We start from the raw sequence: 24,027 nt of genomic DNA on the forward strand, positions 1-24,027 counted from the left end.
ACGTGACTTCCTTCTCTGAGCCTGCGCCTCGGGCTTGGCGGCTACGCGCGGTTGCGTACTCTCCGGCTTCTCAGGCTGAGAGCGGACGGCGCGATCAGGGTGTTCGGCAGGAGGCTGCAGGCTCTTGGTCGTCTGCTCCTTGAGATCGCGACAAAGGGTCTTCTGATCAAAGAGCGCGTCTGCGGCACCCTTCAGTTGCACGCAGTCGGCGCGCCGGGATGCCTCTGCGTTCGGCCACGGCATGCTGCCGGAGAAGACGAGCGAGAGTCCGAGAACTGTGGCCGCGCTGATTCGCCCCGAATTCGCTGTTCTCGCCCGGCTCGGCCTTTGTCGACTCTCGGATCGGCGAACAAGCTTCCCCGCCACGTGAGCCACCTCCCCCGATGATGACCTGCGCATAGATCCGAAACTCAATCAGTGCGCGCTGCTGAACGGTTCTTCGACACAGCCACCCGGGACGAAGGTTAGGGATCCGTGATGGTGCCGATACTCGGTGTGCTCACCGCTGCCCGCGACGAGGCCACCTGATGGCCATGTACATCGCGATGAACCAGCCGAACACGACGGCGCACCCCAGGACGTTGACCAGGACGATGAGCATGATTTCGTCAGCTCCCCGGGCGAGTGCGATGAGCGTCGGCAGGACGGCGATGAACGCCACGAACGCAACGAGCGCGAGCCAGAAGAACGGGCTGGACGAGATCTGCTCGATCAATGGGCTTCCTTCGGGGTCAACGGCTACGTCGCCGGTTGCGGTCGGTTGACTGCGCAGGAGACTTTTTCTGGGGAGGGCGTGCTGTTGGTGCCTTGTGCGATGCAGAGGCCAAGGCGTGTTCCACAGAGAAAGGGAAGTCCGCCTTGGCCAGTTCGGCTGCCGGGGCGCCGGGCTGAGTGGTCGCTAGAGCCAGGCCGGCTCGCTGAATCGCCTCGGCGATGATGTCGTCCGGCAGATTGGTCGTGATCTCGAGGATCGTGTGGAGCTCGCCGGCGCTTACCTCGCGCCCTTGGCGGCGATATCGCTCCCGTACGTCGCGGATGAGTGTGGCGGCACGCAGTTGCTGGCCGGCAGCTTCCCATTCGCCTCGATCCGGGCCGTGAAAGTTCATGGCCCACGTGGCGCCCGTTCCCCGCAGCAGCGAGGGACGCACAGGCCCTGCGCCGCCGGTCCGCACGTGAGGGTCTCGGTCGAAGAACGGAATGGCCTCCCGCATCGCGGCCAACGGCCCCAAGCCTTCCTCGCGGAACCGGTCGTAGTGGCTCATCGCATGTGGATGTAGGTCCCGCAGCCGTTCTTCGGCCTTGCGGACCGCCGAGGCGGCCGACCGGTGGTCGTCTGCGAAGGGCACGGCCGCCCCCCAGACCTGCGCCACACGAAGGAGGTCGGCGTCTCGCAGCCAGGCTTTGTCATGGGCCGGTGCCCATCGAGAACGCGCTTCGTTCAGCTCGGCTTCGTGTGCCGCCCGGACAGCCCTAGCCTCGGCCACGTCGCGTGCCTCCTCAGCCGCTCGCAGGCGGGCAGCACGCCTCGCACGGCCTTGCTGAACGGCGACCGCCAGCGTCATCCACTGCGCGAGTCGCTGCCCTCCATACGCCAGACCCTCTGTGATGGGATCCGGGACGGGTTCGCCGCTCATGGGTGCCTCCCCGCGCCGCGTGAGGATGGGCTCGGTCGTCGGCCATCCCTGATCTGCGGCTCGTTCACGCTTAGCTCGGGAACTTGGGGGAGTTGCGGTGGAACAACGGGAGCTGCGCGGTCGCTCGGCGGAGGCTCCGGGCTGACAGCGGAGGCGACGGCCGACGTGACCTGGGCGGGCGGGAGCCCCGTTCGGGCAGAGACGCGGGAGACCTGTCGCGCGATCTTCGCGGGCGGCATCTCGCTGATGAGGCTGGCGGCGGCACGAACCGCCGCCAGCCTCTGCTCCGCGAACTCGAACGTCCCCCCGAATCGCTCGATACACACGTCGACGACCAGATCCGCGAGAGGAACCACATCTCGTAGCGCCTCGCGTACGGTCATGCACCCTTCGTAGTGCATGAGGTCGGCCGGGTCGGTGCCTTTTGGAAGAACGGCGACGTCGACCGGCCCTTCAACCTGCGAGACTGTCCGCCACGTACGGAGTACGCCGGAACGTCCCGCGGGGTCAGCATCGAGAGCAAGCACCAATCCGAGCTTGTCGACGTCGACCACAGCCCGAAGCGCGTTGAGTTGGGCCGGCCCGAAGGCTGTGCCGCAGGGCGCGACCGGGACCAGGCCTTCCGGTGCTGATGTGGCGACGGCCAGCAGGTCGAAGGGCCCTTCGACGACGATCGGCCGCGCGCCTCGGGAAAGCATCGTCCTGCCCTCGGCCAGCCCCAGGAGAAGCTCCTTCTTGTGGAAGATCCGAGAGTCGCGGCTGTTGAGATACTTCGGTCCCTTGCCCTGGTCTTGCCGCCGACCGGTGAAGCCCACGACGGCGCCGGCGGCGTTCTTGATGGGCACGATGACGCGGTCACGGAAGGTGTCGTACAGCAGTCCGTCTCGGCCGCGCCGTGCCAAGCCGGCCGCGACGATCAGCTCGTCGTCCCGGCCGAGATCCCGGAGGTGATCGGTCAGTGCTGCTCGGCCGCCAGGAGCGAAGCCGAGCTGCCACTGCTCCTGAACTTCCGTGCTGAACCCGCGGTCTGCCAAGTACTGCGAGCCCCAGCTGACCCCCAGCTGGCCGCGAAAGAACGCATGGGCCTCCTCCTGCATGGCGAGAAGGCGGTTGGTATCGGCATCCGGATCAACGGAAACTGCGGCGGCCTGTTGCGAGGAATCCCGGTGGAGACCGGGCGCCGCCTCAGCATGCGGAGCGGCCTCGAGTTCGCGACGAATCCGGGTGGCCACGCGGCGGATCTGTTCACCGACCGCGCGGATGTTCGCGGAAGGTCGTGACCGAGGATCATCACCCGCCCAGCTCTTCACGGCGGGGAAGACCATCGGCGACGCGTCGAGCCCCAGGTGGGCCAAGACCAGATAGGACACGGAATCTGCCCGCACCCGCCGTACACCGACGCATGCTGACTGATCGACGCCGTCGTCCATGCGATCGCCGCGCTGGAGGATATGGCTCAGCTGGTGCGCGATGAAGACTGCGGCAGCTAGATCATCGAGTCCGCGGGGGACGAGGATTCGGCGGTCTTCCCGCCCGCCGTAGGCCCACGTACTGCCCCGATCCGCGTACAGTCCGAGCTCGCTCGCCACCTGACCGAGCCGGCTCACCGCCGCGCCAGGGACAACCCTGCTCGCCCGCTGCTCGTACGAAGGCCCAGCCGTCTGCTCCACATCGAAGACCGACCGAGGGTTCCCCCGCGAGGAGACGATCCTGATGCCGGTCTCACCGCGGACGACTTGGCGTCCCTCGGCTCTCCATTCGTCGTACGACCGGACATCGGTGGCCGAATCCCGTTGGGCACCGATCAGCAGGCAGTTCTCGAAGCCGAATCGTCCGTGCCGGTGCAGCTGGTCGAGGAGCCACGGCCACGGCAACACCTCACCATGCAGCTGAGCGATTTGATCGTCCGCGAGGGCGCCCAGCACGCCGAGCTGCCATTGGCGCTCCCGTTGGTCTGGCTTGCGTCCGACGCGGGCCCGAGTTGGCGATGCCATTACGCCTCGCCCTTCGCAGCGGTGTCACCGCGAATCGCGGAGATGACCTCGGTGAGCCGTTCGTTGGAGACCGTGAACCCGAGCTCGCGCAGCCGCCAGCCCAGCTCGTCCCGGCTGAGACGGCGCTCCTGCCCATCGGCCTCTTGGTGGATCTGCCAGGCTGCGTCCATTAGCTCGGCGTCACCACAGCAGGCCGTGGTCTCGGCCTCCTCGGCGTACGAGGGAGCGATCTCGTGATTGGGCGTGAAAGTCTCGCTGACAGCCTCCTCGACCACGCCGCCGGGTAGCCGACGCAGAGCCATTCGTTCGGACAGTGGAGCTTTCCAGCGCCAGGTCCAGCGACCGTGTTCTTCGCGCAGGCAGGAGACGGCCAACAGATGGCGGTACTCCAGGTGGAGACCTTGCCGGTACGACGTAATGTGCCAGAGGACCATGCGGCGCCACAGCAGGAAGCTCGACACCGGGGCGAGCATCCACCGGGCCACCGGCACCCGCTCCACACGGCGTCCCGTCGATAGCCCGATCCATCGCCGAATCAGGTGCCGGACACCTTCGATCACCGTGACGAACAGGACCGGCATCGCGGCGTGCATGACGCTGCCCGCGAGCTCACCGTGCGCGGCGATGACGTTCACGAGCACCGTGCCGGCGACGTACGCCCAGGCGACCCACCGCAAGACAGGCCACGGGAGGTTGAGGTACTCCATCAGGAGGTCCCACATCAGCAGGACGAGGATGCCGACGTCCATGCCCACGGGGACGATCCAGGCCAGCGACCCGAAGTAGGGCTCGGCCATCTTCTCAACCGTGGTGAACGAGCCGATCCCGCCCAACACCGCCAGGGCCGCGATCATCGGCGTTACGACGATTCCGACGACCTTGACGACGAGCGCCGGACGCCCCGGAAGATCGGGCGTCGATTCCGCCTCCATCGCTAAGAATGAAGCCTCCACGTCCACGTCGGTCGCGGGCAGCTCGTGCAGGGTGCTCACCGTTCTCTCCTCTCGATCATCCAGACCAGGAGCCGGGCGACGTAACGCACGTCGTCCACTGGCCCGAGCAGACGCCCGTGCACGCTGACGTAGGCGTAGTCACCCTCGGCGCCCGCGCACAGGACCGTTTCCGTCCACCCGGCGCGACGGACCCTGAGCTGCCACCGGCCGTTGTGCGGCTTGCGCACCCGCACCGTCACCCCGAGCCGCTTCAGCTCGTGATGCAGCCGAAGCAGCCTGACCTGACGCTTTTCGACCTCTTCGCGGCCTGGCGCTGCCAGAGTTTTCATCGCGTCCCCCGGTGTTGTCAGCCGACGGCCTCGCAGGCCATCAACTAAAGTCCTTGGGAACGACGATGCATCACCCGCAAGCATGAGTCAATCAAAAACAACCAACGGCGTGTCCGTCACTCATAATCAATGACTCGGAGGGGTCGTGGCGCAGCAAGGTCCGAACGAGGAGACGGTGCTCAGCCCGTCCACGACTCTCGCCCAGAAGCTCGAATGGCTGATCCAGAACATGTGGCCGGCAGACGCCTCGCCACCCAGGAACAACGTGGAGACGGCTGCCGCGATCGCGGCGAAGACCGGTGAGGACATCTCGTCCACCACCGTCTGGAAGTTGCGCACCGGCCGCCAGGACAACCCGCAGCTCAAGACCCTGACGGCCCTAGCGCACTTCTTCGGTGTCCCGATCGGCTACTTCGGCTTCGAGTCCGAGGCCGACCAGGTCGACGACGACCTCACCTTCAAAGCCCTCCGCCGCGAGCTCGACACCGGCACCGTCCGATCCGACGTCCTCCGCGCCCTCGTCGAGCTTTCCCCAGACACCCGCTGGATCATCGACGAAATGATCCTCTCCGTAGCCGCCGCCGACCACCGCCGCCGACGCGACAGGCCGAACAGAGACCAACGGTAGAGCCAGCTACCAGAATCGACATCCGGAAGCGGGCTGGGGGCCTGAGTGATGGAGCCAGCACAGCCTCCTGCAACCCGGTCCGCACATGCCGAGATGCGGTTGCTGCCCGCTGGGCCGGCGGACGTCGCAGTCTTCCGCCGAGTTGCCGCGCACGCCCGTCACCGTCCGTCTCGGAACAGTCGACGTGCTTACGACTCAGCGACGTCGAGCAGGTCTTGGTAGCGCCTTTCTACGTGGGTGCTCTGGGCGCATGCCCTTTTGACGTCCTTGTCGGACCCGAGCTCGGTGAGCAGCGGCCCGGCGATATCCGGGGCGTCCTGGATGATCGAGGCAACGACCGGGGCGCCGGAGTTGCTGTAGAACACCTTCCGGTTCACCCCCATACCGCGGCCTCCTGGCTCGCCCACGTAGAGCAGCACCATCCACTTGAGGATCTCGTGAAGTTCCTGGTCCGGGATCGCCCGCAGCCCGCCGAACTCCTGAAGCTGGCGAAGAAGGCCCCCGTGAGACGCGTCGGAGGTCCAGTGGTGACCGGTGCGGTTCAATTGGTCGAGGAAGCCTGCGAAGAAAGCGCGACGCTGCGCCTTACGTAGGTACGGGAGTACACCGGACACAGACGCTACCCGGACCTGAAGCTCGGTCAGCGCGGTCCGTCGACCGATCTTGTCCTGGACATGCTTGGCCAGTTCGACCGTGACGGCAGGCCGGGTCACCTCAGCGAGGATGCCCGTCATCGTGAAGGCATTGTGTCGAACCAGGTCCGGCTCGTCGTCGTTAGTTGCGGTGGAGAACAGAAACTTCCCGATCTCCAACTGGCGACTGTCGGGTGCGTGCTGGTAGTCCTCCACCAAGCTGGGGTCCGCGGTGGCAGGGCCAGCGGTCTCGATGACTTCCTTGACCTCGCTGACCCGGATGAGGGTCACTGGGTCCCGCGAGAGAACTGCCTCAATGCAGGTCTTGAAGATGTAGACGCAGTCCTCGACCCCAGCCTCGTACTCAGAATCCTCGTGTTCCAGGTCACGACGAATCTCGTAAGACCTGGACAAGCGGCGCCACTCAGGGCGTGACAGCAGACCCATGCGGTAGGAAAGCTCGATGATGTTGTGCGTCGAGTAGGTCTCGATGTCCTCGGGCCGCTCAACTGACGGTAGTTTGTTCGCCTTCGCGGCGTCCCGGGCGATGTCGAGACCCGCGATGTTGATCTTCTCCCGCAGGTCTGCGATCGCCGCGTTGAGGAGCCGCTGACAGGCGCTGCTCGGGTCAACGACCATGAGCCGACGAACGCGCTCGATCAGCCCTTTCGACTGCCACTGTGGCCGGATCTGCGACATGAGTTGTGGCAATCCGCTGTCCTGGATCATCTCAACGTCCGGGTGAACGATTGCCACTACTTCGTTCCCGGGCTCGCTCGCCACGTTCACTCTCCCGATCTGTCGCTCCGACGCCTCCATCCTGCCATCGCGGGACAGCCTCGACAGGCGTCTTCCTTCGCCCGTGGCCCACGCCCGCCGTCGCGATGTTGCGCCTCCGAAGGTCAGGCCGCCCGCGCTGGCCGCACCTTCCGCACCACCGTGGCGACCTGCCAGCCCTGCGCCGACCTGCTCGTCGGCATCACGGTGTCCCATCACCGGATCTTGACGCCTTGGGAACGAGAGGCTTCCCGTGCCCCGGTCGGGCCGACTGGATGGCGGACGTGAGAAGGGCCCGCCGCGTTTCGAGAACGCGACGGGCCTGCACTGGTGCGCGGGGCGCCCGCCGAACGCACGCCCCGCGCCGCTTAGAGCATCAGCAAAATCGTCACCACCGCGGCGGCCGCTCCGATCGGAACGGCCAGCTTCGGGTCCTTGTGGACCACGAACATGACGGCCACGCCGATGAAGAGCACCAGCAGGCCCGGGGTGTTGATCTCCACGCCGTTCAGCGGCTGCGAGTCTCCGCTGAGCAGAGATACGCTGGGCATAGGACTCCAATCTCCGGCTAGGGAGTGTGTCGAGTTCGAAGGTGGCCCGCCTGTTGACGCAGGTGGGCCACCACTGTCATCGCCGATCCGGTGATCAGCACAACCCAGTGTCTTCGCTCCCCTCACAGGACTGAGGCCGGAGCATTTCGTCACTGAGTGCGATCGCGAGCTGGGTGGACATCGCATCTACACAGGTCAACTGGGTGCTCGCATTCGAGTCCAAGCCTTTGCTGATGTTGCAGAATCGTTATGTATGCGTCCCGGACAACCTCCGGACGTGCCGCCCGTCGAAGGGTGCCCCAAAGGCCCGGGGATACAGGGTGGTTCGAACGCTCAGACCACCGCCCAACCTCGTAGGTGCGCACACGCCAACTCCCTCGATTCGAGACGCCGTTCAGGTGCTCGGCGTAGCGTTGGCTGGACCAGCGCTCGCACTCCAGTGAGACGGCTGTGTACCCGCACTCGGCTTGCCCAGCAGCGAGCATTTCAGCACAGTGCGCGAGACAATGGAATCTCATCGCAGACAGTGAGACAAAGAGGAGACTTCCTGCCTATGCTGGCTGCATGCCGCGACGCGCGACGCCGCTGAACCCTGAAGACGGACCGCTTGCCCGGTTCGCCCTCAAGTTGAGACAACTGAGGGCCGCGACGCCGCCTGGCAGGTCGAGGCGCGTCGAGGATGTCCCCGCTTCCTATGGTTCTCCGAGTAGAGCGGCGATCTACCGTGCCCTGGCCGGAACGCAGCTCCCCACGGAGAAGACACTCGAGGCCATGGTCAGAGCATGGGCGCCGGAGCCCGGGACGGTCATGGACTACTGGATCAAGCGGAGACGGGAAACCGAGAAAGCTCTCGCTGAACGTGATCTCCCAGGCGAAGCCCACGCATCCCCACCGGAACGGGCCGGCGCGCCAATCCGCCCCCATCGACATGCGGCCGAAGATCGGACGCGCGTTTACAGCGGCGAACTTCTGGTCCTGCAACTGGAGCGATCTTCGCTTGCTCAATGGTTGAAAGAGCCGGTAAGTCGTGGGACTGAGAAGTATTACGAAGCGTTCCGTTCAGTGCTCGACGAACTACCTGAAGATGGAGGAGCCGATCGGTCGCCGGGCGCTATCAGGCATAGATTAGTGCGGCAGGTTGGTATCGGTTCTCCATCTACACTTTACGCTGTTGTGCAGCGTCGATCATTCACAGGTGCAATCGATGAAGGCGACTGCAAAGAGCGGTTGGCGAGAGCACATGTCGTTACCCGGCTAGCCGCACAGGCCAAGCTCTGGTTCTACCGCCCCTTCCGTTTGGCCTGGCTAGAGGGGCTAAGCAGGATCGATGCCCCGCAGGGTAGGCTCGCTGCGAGGACCCTGCTCCATGCGCTTATCTCCTGGGTGAAGGCTGAGTCGCAGCTCGCATGCTATTCGGAATATGCGCCGCCGCTGATCGCCGCCCAGGATCTTTCTCAGATAGTCGATGGCCAGCTTGACTTTGACGACGCCATGGAATTTCTGGGTCGAGTGGCCGAACGTGTCGCCACCTCGGCCCTGGCCATCGACGCACTCGTTGAAGCGGCCCATGGCGACCTAATGAGTATTGCCTTCGACCGGCCAGATGCCGTCCGTCGTTCAATCGACCAACTTCGAGAGCCAATCCAAGAAATCCTCCGATCTATTGGAAATCTCTCCAGCGAGGACGAGGCACTGATCCCGTCGGCTCAGCGGGAGGCCCTGCGCCGTCTCGCAGCGAGTTGGTAGCGAGGCGATGATCTGATGGCGTGGGGCTTGTTCAGGATCCGGTGCGCACGACGTGCCGGCCGGTCCCATCCCGAACCGCTGCGAGCGGTGAGAGCACCTGGGGCACACGCGGCGCGAGCCGGGGAGTCGGGTTGGCCGGGCCGGGGAAACCCGCCGTGAGCCACCGCCAGCACTGGTGGTACGAACGTGAAGTGGCCCCACCCGACCAGGTGATGACGGCCTGTGATTCAGCCTCAACTGGCGTGAGCGTCGCTGGGAGCCCAGGCGATGACGGGCCCGATGCTCTCGGGGAGTACCACGATGACGGGCTGCACCGGGGACCAGCCTCGTGGATTGTGGCCAATGGCTTCACCGGTGACGCCGAGAGCGACACGTCGGCGAGTGGTTCGCGGAGTTGGCATGATCTATCTTGCCAACCACGTCGACGGCTTGTTCGCCCGATTCCCTGTCGCCGGTCACTCGCCCGATCTCAGACCCCGGGAGGAGCCCATCGTGACGAAGATGTCGCTCGCCTGGAGCCTGCTCCCTGGAGGAGCCCAATGGACCGCCGCTGACGATCAGACGACCGTGCAGGCCACCGCGTCCTACCTCCGAGCCGGACCCGAAGATCTGCTGACCGCTGTGGCGCGTCTGGTCCTCGGAGAGTCAGAGACCCGGGCTGACTTCGAGGACGAGCCCATCACCTACCGTTGGATCTTTCGTCGGACCGGCGACGATGTGCACATCCGAGTGCTCGAACTGGCGGACTACAAAGAACCCGACCTGACGGGCACGGAACTCTGGTCCAGCCGGCAGACCGTCGATTCGCTGGCACGTGGTGTGATCCGTGGCTTCGACGAAGTCGTCTGGAAGCACGAGAAGCCGGATTCCACGAGGCGTGGCGTCGACCGTTCCCGCGTCTCGAACTCGAAGCCCTGAGAACCGCATGGCGTAGTCGAAACCGAAACCATCCCACTGAATAGCGACCGATGTCTTCACGGCCCGAGAGCCCCAGCCCGTGCTCGCGGCGAACGTGGAGCTCGACTCCGGCACCGCCAAGCTGGTCTGCGCAGCCTCAGAGCCACGATCACTCTGGGACGAGACATCCCACCAAACTCGCCCGCTCATGCCGCCGACCGCGCACCGATGAACTCGATCAGATTTTTGCTCGGGGCGGCGCCGGGCGGTGTTCAACCGAGCGACTTGATGAGTGCGGTGAACTCCCGGTCGGGGAAGGTGTGGCTCTTGTAGAGGGGGCCGCAGGGGACGTGGGCGAGCCGCGTGGCGAGGGCGGGCAGGTCGGGGTCGCCGTCGCGGTAGTGCTCGGCGAGTCGGGCGAAGTCGGTGAGGGTGCCGGTGACGCTGCGGTTGGCTGTCTTGGCCAGTCGGGACTCGCGCATGCGCTGGGTCTCGTCATCGATGAGTGCCTGTGATGCGCCGTACTCGGCGAGGGCTGAGGCGATGTGGTCGGGGACTCTGTTCAAGAGGGTCGCGGCCGGCGCCAGCGGCAGGAGGATCGGCAGGAGCGTCTCCTCGTTGACGAATAGGGCTACCTGGGGCCGCCAGAAGAGGGCGGTTGCGTACCACTGCCCGAGCCGGGTATCGGATTGCTCGTCAGCGCCGAGATCGGGAGGGCCGGTTCGGTTGAGGAGCTTCCTGGTGGCACGCACAATGAGCACGTCTTAGCGTCCCATGCCTCGGACGTCGAGTAGTGGTTCGGGGCGTCCTGAAGACTCCAGATGGTGAGGGACGTCCGCTTCTGCCGCGCTGAGTGAGTCGGCGAATCTCGCGATCTTGCTGTACCTCAGCACCATGACCTGCGATGGCGCCCCGCGTACTTTGTCTCGCTCCTGGTCGTGTCCTGGAGCTATGTCGCGGGGGTCATCCGCTTCATCGCCGTCAGGTGTCGTCGTGTGAGGCAGATTCGGGGGCGGCCGGGATGCTGAGGATGTCGGCGATGGTCGTGTCTGGGTCGGTGTCGTGGCCGTTCTGGTAGGTGTGCTCGTAGGTGTGGTCGCCTAGGGCTTCGCGTGTCTGTTTCTCGCAGGCTTGACGGGCGGCGACCCATTCGGGGAGGCCGGCTTGCGGTCGGCCGGATCGGGACCAGAGTTGCTGGGCCAGGCCGAGCAGGCGGGCGGCGCGTTCTTTCTGGCCGGTGGCGGCGGCGGTTTGGGCGAGCTGGTCGATCGCCATGCTCATGCCCGTGACGTCGTTCAGCCGGTGTTTGACCTCCAAGGAGGCCTGGGCGTAGAACCGCGCGGCCTCGGGGCGTCCGCACGCCAACTCGGCCTGGGCGCGAATGCTGTCGCCGTAGGCGCGGTACCAGCGTTCGCCGTGCCGGTCGCATTCGAGGCGCATCTGCTCCAGGACGGTGACGGCATCCTGGAAGCTGCCCGCGAGGACGTACGTGACGCCGCGGATGGCCCAGGCCAGGAGGGTGGCCAGGGTGAGCTCGTCGGCACGTCTGCCGGCGAGCAGCTCTTCGGCGGCCGGAGCCGCCACCGTTTGTGCCTGTTCTCCTCCGCTGATCGTCGCGGCGCCCGCGGAGGCGGCCTGCGCCATCTCCGCCGCGTCGGCGTCGCCGATCCCCTCGGCCGCCGCGGCGCACTCGGCTGCCCTGGCCGCGGTGGCGGCGGGGTTGCCCTGGATCATGAAGACGATGCTGGAGGCCCAGAGGGTCTTGGTACGGGCTGGGCCGGGTTCGGGGTCGTGCGCCAGTGCCCGTTCCAGGTAGTGCTGGCCCTCCTTGGGGAATCCGCAGCCGTACCAGTAGAACCACAACGACCCGGCCAGTTCCAGCGCAGAGTGGTCCCCGGTCTCGGGTTTGGTCTCGGTGAGGGTGAACTCCAGGGCGGTACGCAGGTTGGCGTGCTCGGCGGTCGCCCAGTCGTACCAGGTGTACTGGTCGGGTCCGAGCCAGGCGGCTCCGATGCGGCGGGCCATCGTCAGGTAGAAGTCCAGGTGCCGGCGCCGGAACCGGTCGTGTTCGTTCAGGTTGCGCAGCCAGAAGGTGCCGTAGGCGCGGATGGTGTCCAGCATCCGGTACCGCTGCGCGCCGCCCGGCATCGCCACCACGGTCAGGATGGACTTGCCGGCCAGGGCGTCCAGCAGGTCCAGGATCTGGTCGGCGGGCAGCAGGCCGTCGGCGCACACCTGGCCGGCGGTACCGGCGCCGAACGACCCGGCGAACACCGACACGCGAGCCCACAACAGCCGCTCGGCCGGGGTGCACAGCTGATGGCTCCAGCCGATCGCGGTACGCAACGCCCGATGCCAAGGCGGATCGGCCTCGGTCCCCTCGTGCTCGATGTCACCCACCTCGAACCGCTCCTCCAGCCGAGCGGTCAACTCGGTCGGCGACATGGCGGCCAGGCGAGCGGCCGCCAGCTCGATCGCCAGCGGAAGACCATCCAGCCTCTGACACAACCGCACCGAGTCGGCCCGGTTGTCGCCGGTGACCATGAAACCCGGCACCACCACGGCCGCGCGTTCGGCCAGCAACGCCACCGCATCATCACCGTTCCCCGGTGCCCCGACGTCCTTCGGTGCTCTGGCGCGGATCGCGGCCGGAGACAGGGCGGCGATGTCGGCCTCGGGTGTGGGAGCGGTGTCGGGGACGGGCAGCGGAGCGATGGGCAGCACCTGCTCACCCGCGACGTTCAGAGCGCGGCGGCTGGTGGCCAGGACCCGTAGCTTCGGCGCGGCGGCCAGCACGGCTTGGACGGTCATCGCGCAGGCCTCGGCCAGATGCTCGCAGGTGTCCAGAACCAGCAGGACATCACGGTCGGCCAGGTAGTCGGCCACCACATCGATCACCGACCGGGTGGTCTGGTCGGCCAGCGGCAGCGCCTCGAAGATCGCATACGGCAGCGAAGCCGCCTTGGTCAGCGGCGACAACGCCACCCACCACGCCCCGTCAGCGAACCGCGGCGCCAGCTCGACCGCGGCCCGCTGTGCCAGCCGCGTCTTGCCCACCCCCGCCACCCCGGTCACCGTCACCAGCCGCGACCGCCCACACAACAACCGCTCCAGACGCGCCAACTCCTCGCGACGTCCCACCAGCCTCGTCGTCTCGACGGGCAGACTCCCCGCCCGCCACCCCTCTCCCACCGTGACCCACCTCATCCACCGGACCGGCACTGGCGCGAAGACAACAGCATGCAGGACCCACCTGATCGCCCGCCGCCAATGTCGCCACAGCGGTCTTCAAGAGCAGGACCGAATCCACAGACTCCGCCCCGCCCATCACGATTGACCGCAAAGCGCCCCTCGGAGCTACCGACTGTGGCCTGGTGTTAGAGAGGCCCGGGCGGGGCGGAGCTCCTGATCTTCTTGAGAGCGCTGAACGCTCCCTCAAGTTTGAAGGGGAGGTCGGGAGAAGTTCGTAGAGAGTTGACGCCGACTGATGCCTATGGGCGGCGTGCCGAACCAGACCGGCGATCTCCGACCGGTCCGCCATCACCCCGATGGTGGATGACCAACCGTTTTCGACCCGGGCGGATCGGCCCTCGTCTGGCATGGCCTCAGCCCAGGCGGCGCGTCGCCGGGGCAACATCCACTCATGCCGCGCCCCGGGGCCCCCCATGCCGAAGCGATCCAGCGATGCCGACCCCATGGCCGACGCCGAACTGATCATCGAGTCCGAGATCCGAGCGGACGGCTCGTCGTTCCACCGCGTGATCGCCTTCAGCGAGTCCGCCGCAAGGCTGGCCGCGGCGCGCATGCCCCTGCCCACACTCGCCCCGCGCTGGCGTCCGCTGGCCATGCGCTGCCGAGCCCGCTGTCGGTCGCCCTGGTCACGAGGCGCCGCTCGCTTGGAATCGTCCGGCGGCTCGAGGGGCTTTGACGGCCACCGCCCGGGACTCCACGTGCGCTCTGTGTCGACGACCCACACCGCCGCCTGGAGGGGCTGGCTTTGTTGGTGAGAACGAGAGCCAAATGTTGGCCAGTGGCTCCGGAGATCGTCCACCGGCGTGACCAGTGTCGGCGAGAAGCGGAGCCACCTGTCGTACCCGAGGCGGTCGGTGATCGCCGATCCCATGTGGTTGAGACCGGATCGCTATGGTCGTTCGGTCGGGTGTGGTTCTTGGGTGCGAAGGTCTTGGAGATTGCGTGTCGCCACTGGTCATCGAGTTGCAGCCACTGCGGGCCGCCGGTTCCGTTCAGCTGGGTGCCTCGTTCGCGGACGCCGGCGCGGCACTGGAGGCATGGGGCTCACCGCGTCCGTACGTGCCCTATCCCGGAGCCGAGCCTCTGGATTGGCGGCTGATCGGGTCAGGTGTCGACGCTCACGTGTTCTGCGGGTCGGCGCTGTCGGTACAGACGGTCGAGATCTACAGGGATTTCGATTTTGAGCCTCGTGCACAGGTGTTCCTGCTGGGCATGGACGTTTTCTCGGTCCCCGCTGATCGGGTGATCGCAGAGTTGCGGGCCCGCCACGAGGTCGAGGTCGACGAAGGCGACTACGGCCTGACCGTGCCGGAGTTGTCGATCGGGCTGTCCCGGTCCGCTGTCCCATTCCCGGGAGCTGACCAGGAGACCGTCGACCGTTACACCTGTTTCGAGAGCGTCCTAATCGCGGGCCCTGGCTACTACGACTCGCCCTCTCGAGGCAGCGGGTCATGACCAGCGGTCTGGCAGCCGCAGGCAGGACTCGCCGCCGGAAGGACGAATCGTCGCGAATTGGCTGAGACGCCGACGCGCTTTGCGGCGACTCACGCTTTCGCCCGGAGCCCGGTGGCTCCAGCACTCACCAACATTCAAGCTCCGAAGAGATCAACTTCCGGCTCCTTAATCCCCAACAGGTGGCTCTCAAAGTCACCTACGAAGCCAGAGGGGCTCCGCCCCGCCCAGGTGGTCATCCTGGACGACCACTGCAGCACCACCAACGGCTCGCGGCCGCTGGTGGGCGGGATCCACCCCTGTCGGCGATGCGCGGTCTGGACGGCCGCGGCCTACGTGCCCTACTGATCCTCCTGACCTGCCGAGACAGCGGCGACGACGACCACACCGCCGCGCTGTGCCGCAGCCTCGACCAGCCGGCGACCCTGCTGTCTTGCGCCGGGGCGGTACCACTCGAACATCGGTCCGTCCTGTTCCCCCGCGCTGCTCAACGAGATCGGGAAGCTCGTCGAGCGCCCGTGACAAGTCATGAGGTCTGCAAGGCCATCGACGACACCCTCGCGCAGGCCCAGCAGCATCGGCCGCAGATGGATTGGCGAAGGTGGACGACGTCGCTTGTCCACCCGCTGCTTTAGTCGAGGCGGAGCGAAGCAATCGACCGCAGCTCTTGCGTTGTTGCGGCGATGAGTTCGCGGGGGAAGGTGAGCGAGACCCAGTCGGCAGGTTCACTGTCGTTCTTGGTAGGGCGGAGCAAAAAGACCTCCGGCTCAGCGAGCTCGGCCCAGACGTCCAGTAAGTGCTTGGCCTCTTCGGCTCTGATGACCAGCCAGGCTCTGCCCATCAGGCGGGCGGCGACTCGCTGTCGTTCGGCTTGAGGGGTGCGGGTGCCCCCTTCTCTTGTTGCTTCGCCTGCGTCCTGGCAGGCCACCTTGGTTGCGAATCCGAGTCGCCACAGCTCGGTCACCAGCGGCACCATCTCAACGTCGATGGCGACCGTGCGGCCATCGGGGGCCGTGAGCTGCGTTGTCGGGTGGTGCTGGGTCCAGTCAGTCAATCTGCCTACTCCTTAAGCAGATAAGCGGCCCAGCGGCCGGTCAGCTCGGCATGACGTGTGACCCACTCGTCGGGTCGAGCCTGGGCGGCGTTGCGCCATTGCGCGGCGAATCCGGTGGTGAAGACGTCGATGACAGTGGGCTGGGCTGTGGTCCAGGCGGGGAATTGGCTGATCCATTGGTCGGCGTGCTGGGGATGGTGGCCAGCGCCGATGAGCCAGGGGATGAGCGTCATCAGTTCCAGCCAGGGTGCGCCGCGGGTGACGAACGCCCAGTCCACGACGAAGGCGCGGCCGTCGTCGGTGATGATCAGGTTGTCTTGGTTGAGGTCGGTGTGGAGGAGCGCGTCGCCGGCGAACATGGCCGGGTTGTCGGTGTATTTCTGCCAGCGGCGTTGGGCCGACAGCATGGGGACGTCGGGGCAGGTGATGTTCTGGATGGCGTGGATGGTCTTGGCCAGGACGTCCAGGTCGGGGGAGGCGGGGGAGTAGTCGGCGCGGCGGCCGGTGATGTGGTCGAAGCCGAGGGCGAGCCAGTCTTCGGTCTCGGCTGTCCAGCGGAGGCGGGGGGCGAACTCTGCGACGGCGGGGTTGACGGCGGCTTCGCGGCGCAGCGACATGACCTCGGGGCCGTCCCTGTCGGCCAGCTTGCGGGCAGCCTTGACGAACACCTGGCCGTTGCCGGTGTCCAGCGTGGAGGCGATGTCGGCGTGGTTGCCCGTGGAGGCGGGGACGACGTCGCGGACCGTGCCGGCCTGGGCTTCGATCGCTGCGTGGAGCTTTTTGGGCAGGTCGTTCCAGTCGGTGCGCACGTGCGTCCTTTCCGGGTTTCGGGTGGTCAGATGCTGATGGTGAGCGGACGTTCGAGGGGCAGGTAGCCGCTCCAGTCCACCAGGGCTCGCCAGTCGCGGCCGCCTTGGTCGTTGCATTCGGGTGGGCAGCAGCTGGTGGCGGCCTCGCCCTCCCAGAATTCTGGATCCACGAAGTAGCCTGTGGTGCGCAGTTGCGGGATGGTGCGGGCCAGCGCGGCGCCTGACCGGATGTCGTCGTCCATGACCGGGCGGTGGTGGATGAAGGAGTGGGCGAAGGCGAGGCTCATCGGAACGTACACCTCGGTCCGCTGGAGGCTCAGGTGCCACGCCTGGTCAACGGGCGGCGTCGGCACGATGCGGACGTAGTTGCGGGGGTCGCGGCGTTCCGCCCGCCGGATGTTGCCGACGGCTTTGAGGAAGACCAGGTTCTGCCCCGCGACGCGTGCGCAGTAGTCGTGGGTGGCGTGCGTCGCCTTACGGATGTCGTCTACGAGCAGGGTGAACGCTTGAGCGGGGATCAGCTCGCGTGGGTCCCTGCCGGTCTGAGTGATGTGGTTCAACGTGACGGTCATGCATTCTCCCGGACTGGTTGCGCGACGTCCTCGCCGTGCGTGGTCCTGATGGGCGGGTTTCTGGAACTGGGCGTGGACGATCACCTCGGTGAGCCGGTCGTAGCGGGCGGCCTGGCCGTAGGCATGTGCGACGCACACCGCACAGATCTGGGCGCAGACTTCAGCGTCGGTCCCTGTGGGCCGCCGGGGATTCATCGCTTCGGGGACTTGCGTGCGACGCAACAGCAGAGCGCGGCTGCGGGGGTCTGGGCTAGGTCGAGTTCGGGGCGCCAGGTGCAGGGGACGACGCCGGGGTCCAGGAGTTGCAGACCGGCGTCGGTGACGTGGCGTTCGAGCGTTTGGGGAGTGCGGGTGGTGATGGCCGGGCCGCCCAGGTCCTGAAGGACCCTGAGTGCTGCTTGCAGGCCGTTAACGGGTGGGGTGCTGACAGCTGCCCAGGAGATGGCGGCCATCGACCCCGATGGCAGCCGGTCCGCAAGTGTGGTGAGGATGCCGCAGACGATGGCGTCGTCGGGGACGTAGTGCAGGACGCCCAGCAGGATCAGCCCGATCGGCTGGTCGAAGTCGAGCGTCACCGCGGCGGCGTTGAGGACCGCGTCGGGGTGGCGTAGGTCGGCGTTGACGTAGTCGACGGCGCCTTCGGGCTTGCTGGTGAGCAGTGCGCGGGCGCAGGCCAGGACGAAGGGGTCGTTGTCGACGTAGACGACGCGCGCGGCAGGGGCGATGTTCTGCGCGACATGGTGGGTGTTGTTCCAGAGGAAGGCCGGCAGCCCGGGGCCGACCTCCAGGAACTGACGGATGCCGGCCGCGCCGGCCATGAACGTCACGACACGCCCCAGGAAGTCACGGTTGGCCTGCACGGCCTCGGCGATCGTAGGACAGGCGTCGATCATCTGTTCGCCGGCCTGCTCATCGGCGGGGAAGAAGTCCTTGCCGCCCAGCAGGTAGTTCCACACCCGCGCCGCATTCGGCACGCTCGCGTCGATCGAATCCGAACCGGTCGCAGCTCGGTCGACCGGGTTTGCGGAGTCGTGTTTCCGAGGGGGCATCGATGCCTCTCCAAGGGCGGGCGAGGGAGCGGAGGTGTTCCTGGCTGCGGTAGCGCAGGGCGGCTTGGACGGCGTCAGCATGGGGTCGCCTTCGCTGGCGGCCGGCCTGGGGTCTGGCGGCGGTGCAGCATGTCCTGTAAGGAGTCGGTCATCGCGTCGATGTCGGCGAGCGGCCAGGACAGCTGGTAGCAGGGTCCCGTTTTCAGCCAGCGGGGGTGGTGCCAGTGCAGGTCACGGCCGCTGCTGCCCAGCCGCGGCCACACGAACACCCAGGCGCCGTCGCGGCCGCCTGCGTCGTGGACGATGTGGGCGCCTACGGCGACCTCGCGTACGACGTTCCAGGCGTAGTGGACGTAGGTGCCAAGGCCTCGTTCCTCCAGCCGCAAGGCGAGCGCGACCGCATGCTCACGGGCGTCGGCCAGCTCGTCGGCCAGAAGGTGGTAGGGCCCGTGCGGCGGCATCATCGCTGCCGCGCCTTCCGCGCGACGCAGCAGAACTGCGCCGTCGCCGGCGCCCCGAAGGGGTTGGGTTCTGGTCGCCACGACGCGCAGGTGACGACACCGGGATCGACCAGCTCTAGCCCGGCGCCGGTCACGACGTTCTTCATGGCTTGGGGTGAACGCGTGACGAGGGCTGGGCCGCCCAAGTCTTCGAGCAGGTCGAGGGCCTGCCGCATCCGGTCGCCGCCGACCTCGGCGGTGGCCCACGACAGCGCGACCTTGCTGCCGTCCGTCACCGCCTCCGCGAGGGTGGCGAGGATGGCGTGAACGTCCTCGTCCCGGGGGACGTGGTCCAGGACGCTGAGCAGTAGCAGCCCGATCGGCTCGGTGAAGTCGAGCGTCCGGCTGGCCTCGGCGACGATCCGTTCCGGATGGTGCAGGCCGGTTTCGACATAGTCGACCTCGCCGTCAGCGGTGCTGGTGAGCAGAGCGCGGGCGTGCACCAGAACGAGCGGGTCGTTGTCGACGTAGACGACCTTGGTGTCGGATGCGATGCGCTGCGCGATCTCGTGGGTGTTGTCCACGGTGGGCAGGCCCGTTCCGATATCCAGGAACTGGCGAATCCCGGCCTCGCCGGTCATGAACCGCACCGCGCGGCACAGGAACGCGCGGCTGTGCCTGGCGGCGGCGACGATCTCAGGGAATATCTCGATCATCTGTTCGCCGGCCTGCCGGTCGACGGGATAGTTGTCCTTGCCGCCCAGCAGGAAGTTCCACAGCCGGGCCGAATGCGGCACGGACGTGTCGATGACCGCCGACCCGGACTCTGCGGCGACCGACGCCGCGGTGGTAGGCGTCATGGCCGGCCCTTGGAGGAGAACGCGACGGTGCCGACGACCCGCACGCCCTTGATCTGACGGCGCTCCACCTGCCGATATGTGCTGCCGAGCGGGGCCCACTTCTGCACGTCATAGGGCGGGACCTGCGCAAACCAGCCCGCCTCCTTGATCAGCTCGGCGATCTGCTGCTCGGTGCGGAAGTGGATGTCGCTGGAGGCGCCGTCGTAGCCGCGTTCGATGTCGGCGACCGCGGCCTGGTCGACGCTGCTGGAGCAGGCGTGCGAGATGACCAGCGCCGAGCCGGGCGCCATCCGTTCGTGCAGCTGGGTCAGGATCCCCAATGGGCCACTTGGCCCTTCGTCAGGGCCGATGAAATGCAGCACCGCCGCCAGCACAACGACAGCCCTCTGCTCCAGGTCCACACCACGAGCGAGCAGGCCTGGGTTGGCGAAGATCGTGTCGAGATCACGGACGTCCCCGCTCGCGACCGCGGCGTAACCACAGGCCGCGGCTTCCCGGCGAGTCCGGAACAGCGCCCGGAAATGCGAGAGAACGATCGGATCCGGATCGACACCCACGACCTCGACATCCGGATAACGGTCATGCACGACCTGATCGATGGACCGCAGATCCTTCGGCAGATGGTCGATCAGACCCATCCCGATGTCGAGCACCAGCCCTGCCTCCACCTCACCCACCGCCCACGAGGTCGCACGGCCGGCGAACCGGAAGTTCTCCCTGGCCAGCGCAGGGGCGCTCGGCGCAGCATCAATGATCTTGGCGGCTGCGATCCGGTCGACCAGATAGTTGTCCTTCCCGCCCAGCAGATAGTTGTAAATCCTCGCCGTACTGGCCTTGGTGAACAGGCTGGCGTCGAGAGGGCGACCGGGTTCATCGAAAGACATCGGGAAGGCCTTCCGGACTTCTGTAGACCTGGCTGCGAACGGCCAGGGGAACGGCGACGCCTGGGGAAGGCGTCGGATCAGCGGCGCTGGCCTCAGCGGCATCAGTCGAGGAGCGCCTCGTACGGCTAGGGCAGGGCGCGGTGTTCTCCCCGTCTGCCCGACTCGCGGACCAGGAACCGGCGGAGGCCCGCAGGCGGGATGGCCATGTCCGGATCCGCGTGGCAGCCAGGCGACTCGGGAGTCAGACGTCCGAATCATTCGGGCTGGCCTCCCCCCGATGCCTGTGGGAGCCAGGCCCCCTGCGCTGCTTCCCGCTCAGGGCCGGTCAGCGCTTTGGCGATGACCAGCGTGGTTTTGCACGGCCACGCCGTCAGGTCATGGCCGCAGATGTACTGGCCCGACACAGAAGGGTGAGGTCGCGGTGCATGCAGCTCCAACGTGGCCAGAACGGCCTCGGCCACCTGGCCTGCCTCGATTCCTTCACCCGCCTCGACGAAATCTGAGAACCCGGTCAGGGCCGGCAGAGGCCGGGACGCCGAACCATCGCGGTGGCACCCAAATGCGATCACCTCGGCAGGCGGCAGAGACTGCCCGGCGACCACATGCAGAGGCGCGCGGCCATCCCGCCTCGACGCCTGGCCTGCTCCCTGACCGCGGGCCCGCTGATCCTTGGCAGCAGCCGACTGCATTGGTTGGTCTCCCTTCGAACCAGGGGAACGACGTGGCCTCATGCGTGCCGATCGTGGCGCGATAACCGGTGACCTCCCATGCCGCGATGTCATGGCCGTCCGCAGCGCCGCCATGACAGATTGAAATGGTGTCGCCGCGTCGGCGTGACTACCGTTGGCGCCCGCGCGGGTCCGTCACGTAGTGCGTCCACGCAACGTCAGGGGCGGACGCTCGATGCGTCGCATCGACCGGGCAGGAGACCGGGATGAGCAACGGGACATCCGTGAGAGTCTGCGTGGCCTGCCGGATGACCCGGCTCTCGCGCTACAACCCCGACTCGCTGTGCGAAGCGTGCCAGCGTGCGGCATGCGACTCCACCGACATCGCCCCCACCTGGCTGTGGGACTCCGCAACTCTGCGCGCGGCGCTCGCCCGCGCCGACATCCCCGCAGTGATCGCATTGCTGCGCGCGGCCTCAGGCCTCTCACAAGACGACCTGGGCTTTCTCGTCGGCAAAACGCAGTCCACCATCAGCCTGGCCGAACGCGGGCAACGCGGCACGTTCTTCCACGTGCACGAGCTGCTGGCGTTCGTCGACGCCGTCGGGATGCCGCGGACGGCACTGGCCCCTCTCATCCTGGGTAGAGCAGATGCGACTCTGGACGAAGCAACCAGCGACCAGATGACACCCCCAGGAGACGCGGTGGACCGGCGAGAGTTCCACGGACTCGCCGTCGGCCTGCTCACCATGGTGGCGCTCCCCGCAGCACCCCCGCCGGCACGGGTGGACATCGCCCACATCCGGCACCTGCAGGCCGCCATCCAGGGGCTGCGTGACCGCGGCCGCATCGTCGGCGGCCGGGCCATCCTCCGCGACGCCGTCAGCCTCTTCCGGCGTGCCCGCACCATGCTGGACGACAGCGAATACACCGAGGCGACCGGCCGTCAGCTCCTCGCTTTGACCGCCGACCTCGGTCTGGTCGCCGGCTGGCAGGCCTACGACTCCGGCGACCAGCAGCTCGCCCGTCACCTGTACGGCGAGGCCGAACTACTGACAGGCAGCGTCGGCGATGACGAACTTGCGGTGCACCTCTTCGTGAACATGGCGCAACAGTCCATCCAGATGGCCAAACTGACACAGCGGCGCGGACTGGCCCGCGAAGGCCTCCGGCTCGTCGAGAGGGCAGCCGACCACGCCCGCCGCGAACCGTCCCCCAAGCTGCACGCCGTGGTCCAGTTGCGCCGCGCGCTCGCCCACGCCCAACTCGGCGACGCCATCGCCTTCCGCGCCTCCCTCAGCGCCGCACGCCGCGAACTCGACCGTGGCGAGCACCCCAGCGACCCAGCCTGGGCACGGTTCATCCGCCCGTCCGAGATCACCGGATACGAGGCCATGGGCCTGCAGCGGCTCGGCGACCTCCGCCGGGTCGCCGACCTCTATCACGACGTTCTGGTCGACCAGGACCGCTCACCCCGCGATCGGGCGTTCTACCGCGCCGCCCTGGCCAGCGCGCTACTCGCCAAGGGTGATCACAGCAGTGCGGTCGCCGAGGGCCTACGGCTGCTGCCCGAACTCGACGACGGTCGGATGACCTCTACCCGAGTCCTCCGCGAGCTGCGCCCGATCCGCGACGCGGCCAGCGCCGAAGCCGACGGCGCGGAGTTCCGGACCAGGTTCGATGCCGCTGCCCAGACACTGTCAGCCTGACCATCTAAGGGAGACAGCAACGTGGAAGAGGTCACCTTCGAACACCTCGATGGCCCGGCCGCGTACCGGATCCGGGACCTGGTCGGCGAGATCGACCAGGACGCCCGCGCCGAAAAGATCGAAGCCGGCGAGGCGTTCGACCAGCTCGACGCATTCCTGGACCGCTTCGACGCCTACGTCCAGCGGCCCGGCTTCGACCTCGTCCTGGCACGTCTGGACGGACAGCCGGTCGGTCAGGCGTGGGGCTGGCCCCTTGACGCCGACACCGGCTGGTGGCGCGGCCTGACCGACGAACCCGAACCCGGATTTACCCAAGAGGACGGGCACCGCACGTTCGCCTTCTCCGAACTCATGGTGCGGCGCTCCGCAGCCGGCCAAGGCCTCGGCCACGCAATCCACGACGAACTGCTCGCCCACCGCCCCGAGACACGCGCCACCTTGCTGGTCCGGCCAGAGAACACCGTCGCCTACCAGGCGTACGAGCGATGGGGCTGGCGCAAGGTCGCGGAACTGCGACCCGCGGTCCCGCACGCCCCGCACATGCACGTGTTGATCTTGCCGCTGCCGACGACCTGATTGCGTGGCTGAGGGGCCCCGCGTTTTCCGGACAGCATCCTGATGGGTGATCTGCGGGCAGATCTACGCTGCTTGCTGCCGGTCCAGGTACTCGGTATGGACCTCAAGAGGGGTCCGGTATCCGTTCGCGGAATGAAGCCTGCGTTGATTATAGAAGCCCTCGATGTACTGCACAACCGCGCGGCGGGCTTTGGCGCGTGTGGCAAATACCATACGGTTGAGCCACTCGTTCTTCAAAGCGCCGAAGAATGACTCGGCCAGCGCGTTATCCCAGCACACACCGGTCCTGCCGACCGAGCGGCGCATCTTGTACTTCTCGGTCAGATGTCGGCCGAACTCGTCACTGGTGTAGTTCGATCCGCGATCTGAGTGGAAGATACAGCCTTTCTCGAGGTGGATGTTCCCGGCCGCCGAGTCCAGGGCGGCGGTGATGAGCGAGGTCTTGAAGTGATCGGCCATCGCCCACCCGACAACCATTTTCGAATGGCAGTCGATCACAGTCGCCAAATACAGGAAGCCTTCCCAGGTCGGGATGTAGGTGATGTCGCCGACCAGCTTGGT

The 24,027-nt window shown here is 66.9% G+C and carries 24 protein-coding genes; 6 read left to right on the plus strand and 18 right to left on the minus strand.

Features of this window, described 5'->3' with window-relative positions; translation table 11 throughout:
• Positions 1–499: 499 nt before the first annotated feature.
• The 5 genes from ABZ810_RS35505 to ABZ810_RS35525 form a co-directional block, all read right to left on the minus strand.
• The gene (locus tag ABZ810_RS35505; protein WP_358410750.1) at positions 500–715 is read right to left on the minus strand and encodes a superinfection immunity protein; all 216 of its coding nucleotides are present in this window, start codon (positions 713–715) and stop codon (positions 500–502) included.
• Between the two features lie 16 nt (positions 716–731).
• Positions 732–1,634, minus strand: coding sequence for a hypothetical protein (locus tag ABZ810_RS35510; RefSeq protein WP_358410752.1), 903 nt, complete (start codon positions 1,632–1,634; stop codon positions 732–734).
• A complete protein-coding gene (locus ABZ810_RS35515) occupies positions 1,631–3,559 on the minus strand; it encodes a toprim domain-containing protein (RefSeq protein ID WP_358410754.1) in 1,929 nt (642 codons plus the stop codon). Before ABZ810_RS35515 ends, ABZ810_RS35510 begins: the two co-directional genes overlap by 4 nt.
• Before the next feature lie 68 nt (positions 3,560–3,627).
• Entirely contained in the window at positions 3,628–4,620 is a 993-nt protein-coding gene (locus ABZ810_RS35520) for a DUF2637 domain-containing protein (protein WP_358410756.1), read from the minus strand.
• Entirely contained in the window at positions 4,617–4,910 is a 294-nt protein-coding gene (locus ABZ810_RS35525; RefSeq protein WP_358410758.1) for a hypothetical protein, read from the minus strand. Before ABZ810_RS35525 ends, ABZ810_RS35520 begins: the two co-directional genes overlap by 4 nt.
• A gap of 145 nt (positions 4,911–5,055) precedes the next feature.
• On the opposite strand from ABZ810_RS35525, the gene ABZ810_RS35530 reads away from it, so the two are divergent.
• The gene (locus ABZ810_RS35530) at positions 5,056–5,538 is read left to right on the plus strand and encodes a hypothetical protein (RefSeq protein WP_358410760.1); all 483 of its coding nucleotides are present in this window, start codon (positions 5,056–5,058) and stop codon (positions 5,536–5,538) included.
• A gap of 188 nt (positions 5,539–5,726) precedes the next feature.
• On the opposite strand, the gene ABZ810_RS35535 is transcribed toward ABZ810_RS35530, so the two are convergent.
• The gene (locus ABZ810_RS35535; protein WP_358410761.1) at positions 5,727–7,163 is read right to left on the minus strand and encodes a hypothetical protein; all 1,437 of its coding nucleotides are present in this window, start codon (positions 7,161–7,163) and stop codon (positions 5,727–5,729) included.
• A 152-nt stretch (positions 7,164–7,315) separates the two neighbouring features.
• Positions 7,316–7,498: a hypothetical protein gene (locus ABZ810_RS35540; protein WP_358410763.1), complete on the minus strand. Its 183-nt coding sequence runs from the start codon at positions 7,496–7,498 to the stop codon at positions 7,316–7,318.
• Between the two features lie 807 nt (positions 7,499–8,305).
• Between ABZ810_RS35540 and ABZ810_RS35545 the strand changes: the two genes are divergently transcribed.
• Together ABZ810_RS35545 and ABZ810_RS35550 are read left to right on the plus strand one after the other, a co-directional pair.
• On the plus strand, positions 8,306–9,244 hold the full coding sequence (locus ABZ810_RS35545) for a hypothetical protein (RefSeq protein ID WP_358410765.1): 939 nt from the start codon (positions 8,306–8,308) through the stop codon (positions 9,242–9,244).
• 399 nt (positions 9,245–9,643) lie between these two features.
• Complete coding sequence (locus tag ABZ810_RS35550) at positions 9,644–10,162, plus strand: hypothetical protein (protein ID WP_358410767.1); 519 nt, start codon at positions 9,644–9,646, stop codon at positions 10,160–10,162.
• Positions 10,163–10,413: 251 nt separating this feature from the next.
• On the opposite strand, the gene ABZ810_RS35555 is transcribed toward ABZ810_RS35550, so the two are convergent.
• Positions 10,414–10,902, minus strand: a complete 489-nt coding sequence (locus tag ABZ810_RS35555; RefSeq protein WP_358410769.1) for a hypothetical protein — start codon at positions 10,900–10,902, stop codon at positions 10,414–10,416.
• Positions 10,903–11,122: 220 nt separating this feature from the next.
• Positions 11,123–13,348 carry an AAA family ATPase gene (locus tag ABZ810_RS35560; RefSeq protein ID WP_358410771.1) on the minus strand — a complete coding sequence of 742 codons (2,226 nt, stop codon included), beginning with the start codon at positions 13,346–13,348 and terminating at the stop codon, positions 11,123–11,125.
• Between the two features lie 987 nt (positions 13,349–14,335).
• Between ABZ810_RS35560 and ABZ810_RS35565 the strand changes: the two genes are divergently transcribed.
• Complete coding sequence (locus ABZ810_RS35565; RefSeq protein ID WP_358410774.1) at positions 14,336–14,848, plus strand: hypothetical protein; 513 nt, start codon at positions 14,336–14,338, stop codon at positions 14,846–14,848.
• Between the two features lie 338 nt (positions 14,849–15,186).
• Here ABZ810_RS35565 and ABZ810_RS35570 read toward each other — a convergent pair whose 3' ends face one another.
• The 8 genes from ABZ810_RS35570 to ABZ810_RS35605 form a co-directional block, all read right to left on the minus strand.
• On the minus strand, positions 15,187–15,423 hold the full coding sequence (locus ABZ810_RS35570) for a hypothetical protein (protein ID WP_358410776.1): 237 nt from the start codon (positions 15,421–15,423) through the stop codon (positions 15,187–15,189).
• Between the two features lie 53 nt (positions 15,424–15,476).
• Entirely contained in the window at positions 15,477–15,899 is a 423-nt protein-coding gene (locus tag ABZ810_RS35575; protein WP_358410778.1) for a hypothetical protein, read from the minus strand.
• Between the two features lie 5 nt (positions 15,900–15,904).
• Positions 15,905–16,708 carry a phosphotransferase gene (locus ABZ810_RS35580; RefSeq protein ID WP_358410780.1) on the minus strand — a complete coding sequence of 268 codons (804 nt, stop codon included), beginning with the start codon at positions 16,706–16,708 and terminating at the stop codon, positions 15,905–15,907.
• Between the two features lie 26 nt (positions 16,709–16,734).
• Positions 16,735–17,280 carry a hypothetical protein gene (locus ABZ810_RS35585; RefSeq protein ID WP_358410782.1) on the minus strand — a complete coding sequence of 182 codons (546 nt, stop codon included), beginning with the start codon at positions 17,278–17,280 and terminating at the stop codon, positions 16,735–16,737.
• Between the two features lie 191 nt (positions 17,281–17,471).
• On the minus strand, positions 17,472–18,410 hold the full coding sequence (locus tag ABZ810_RS35590; protein WP_358410784.1) for an SAM-dependent methyltransferase: 939 nt from the start codon (positions 18,408–18,410) through the stop codon (positions 17,472–17,474).
• Entirely contained in the window at positions 18,404–18,793 is a 390-nt protein-coding gene (locus tag ABZ810_RS35595) for a hypothetical protein (protein ID WP_358410786.1), read from the minus strand. Before ABZ810_RS35595 ends, ABZ810_RS35590 begins: the two co-directional genes overlap by 7 nt.
• Positions 18,790–19,629, minus strand: coding sequence for an SAM-dependent methyltransferase (locus ABZ810_RS35600; RefSeq protein ID WP_358410788.1), 840 nt, complete (start codon positions 19,627–19,629; stop codon positions 18,790–18,792). The genes ABZ810_RS35595 and ABZ810_RS35600 overlap by 4 nt, the downstream gene beginning before the upstream one ends.
• Positions 19,626–20,513 (minus strand): SAM-dependent methyltransferase, encoded by an 888-nt coding sequence (locus tag ABZ810_RS35605; protein ID WP_358410789.1) that lies wholly within the window; start codon positions 20,511–20,513, stop codon positions 19,626–19,628. Before ABZ810_RS35605 ends, ABZ810_RS35600 begins: the two co-directional genes overlap by 4 nt.
• A gap of 934 nt (positions 20,514–21,447) precedes the next feature.
• Between ABZ810_RS35605 and ABZ810_RS35610 the strand changes: the two genes are divergently transcribed.
• A complete protein-coding gene (locus tag ABZ810_RS35610) occupies positions 21,448–22,890 on the plus strand; it encodes a helix-turn-helix transcriptional regulator (RefSeq protein ID WP_358410791.1) in 1,443 nt (480 codons plus the stop codon).
• A gap of 21 nt (positions 22,891–22,911) precedes the next feature.
• Positions 22,912–23,466 carry a GNAT family N-acetyltransferase gene (locus ABZ810_RS35615; RefSeq protein WP_358410793.1) on the plus strand — a complete coding sequence of 185 codons (555 nt, stop codon included), beginning with the start codon at positions 22,912–22,914 and terminating at the stop codon, positions 23,464–23,466.
• 63 nt (positions 23,467–23,529) lie between these two features.
• Here the strand turns inward: ABZ810_RS35615 and ABZ810_RS35620 are convergent.
• The coding region (locus ABZ810_RS35620; RefSeq protein ID WP_358410795.1) for an IS3 family transposase at positions 23,530–24,027 on the minus strand (498 nt) is incomplete at its 5' end.

The organism is Spirillospora sp. NPDC047279 (assembly GCF_040643285.1).
Classification (GTDB): Bacteria; Actinomycetota; Actinomycetes; order Streptosporangiales; family Streptosporangiaceae; genus Spirillospora.

Coding starts and splice junctions, on each gene's coding strand:
- ABZ810_RS35540 (WP_358410763.1), bottom strand. CDS start 7,498: ATGCCCAGCGTATCTCTGCTCAGCGGAGACTCGCAGCCGCTGAACGGC.
- ABZ810_RS35605 (WP_358410789.1), bottom strand. CDS start 20,513: ATGTCTTTCGATGAACCCGGTCGCCCTCTCGACGCCAGCCTGTTCACC.
- ABZ810_RS35550 (WP_358410767.1), top strand. CDS start 9,644: ATGATCTATCTTGCCAACCACGTCGACGGCTTGTTCGCCCGATTCCCT.
- ABZ810_RS35585 (WP_358410782.1), bottom strand. CDS start 17,280: ATGACCGTCACGTTGAACCACATCACTCAGACCGGCAGGGACCCACGC.
- ABZ810_RS35545 (WP_358410765.1), top strand. CDS start 8,306: ATGGACTACTGGATCAAGCGGAGACGGGAAACCGAGAAAGCTCTCGCT.
- ABZ810_RS35560 (WP_358410771.1), bottom strand. CDS start 13,348: ATGAGGTGGGTCACGGTGGGAGAGGGGTGGCGGGCGGGGAGTCTGCCC.
- ABZ810_RS35535 (WP_358410761.1), bottom strand. CDS start 7,163: ATGGGACACCGTGATGCCGACGAGCAGGTCGGCGCAGGGCTGGCAGGT.
- ABZ810_RS35590 (WP_358410784.1), bottom strand. CDS start 18,410: ATGCTGACGCCGTCCAAGCCGCCCTGCGCTACCGCAGCCAGGAACACC.
- ABZ810_RS35510 (WP_358410752.1), bottom strand. CDS start 1,634: ATGAGCGGCGAACCCGTCCCGGATCCCATCACAGAGGGTCTGGCGTAT.
- ABZ810_RS35610 (WP_358410791.1), top strand. CDS start 21,448: ATGAGCAACGGGACATCCGTGAGAGTCTGCGTGGCCTGCCGGATGACC.
- ABZ810_RS35570 (WP_358410776.1), bottom strand. CDS start 15,423: ATGCTGCTGGGCCTGCGCGAGGGTGTCGTCGATGGCCTTGCAGACCTC.
- ABZ810_RS35525 (WP_358410758.1), bottom strand. CDS start 4,910: ATGAAAACTCTGGCAGCGCCAGGCCGCGAAGAGGTCGAAAAGCGTCAG.
- ABZ810_RS35595 (WP_358410786.1), bottom strand. CDS start 18,793: ATGATGCCGCCGCACGGGCCCTACCACCTTCTGGCCGACGAGCTGGCC.
- ABZ810_RS35600 (WP_358410788.1), bottom strand. CDS start 19,629: ATGACGCCTACCACCGCGGCGTCGGTCGCCGCAGAGTCCGGGTCGGCG.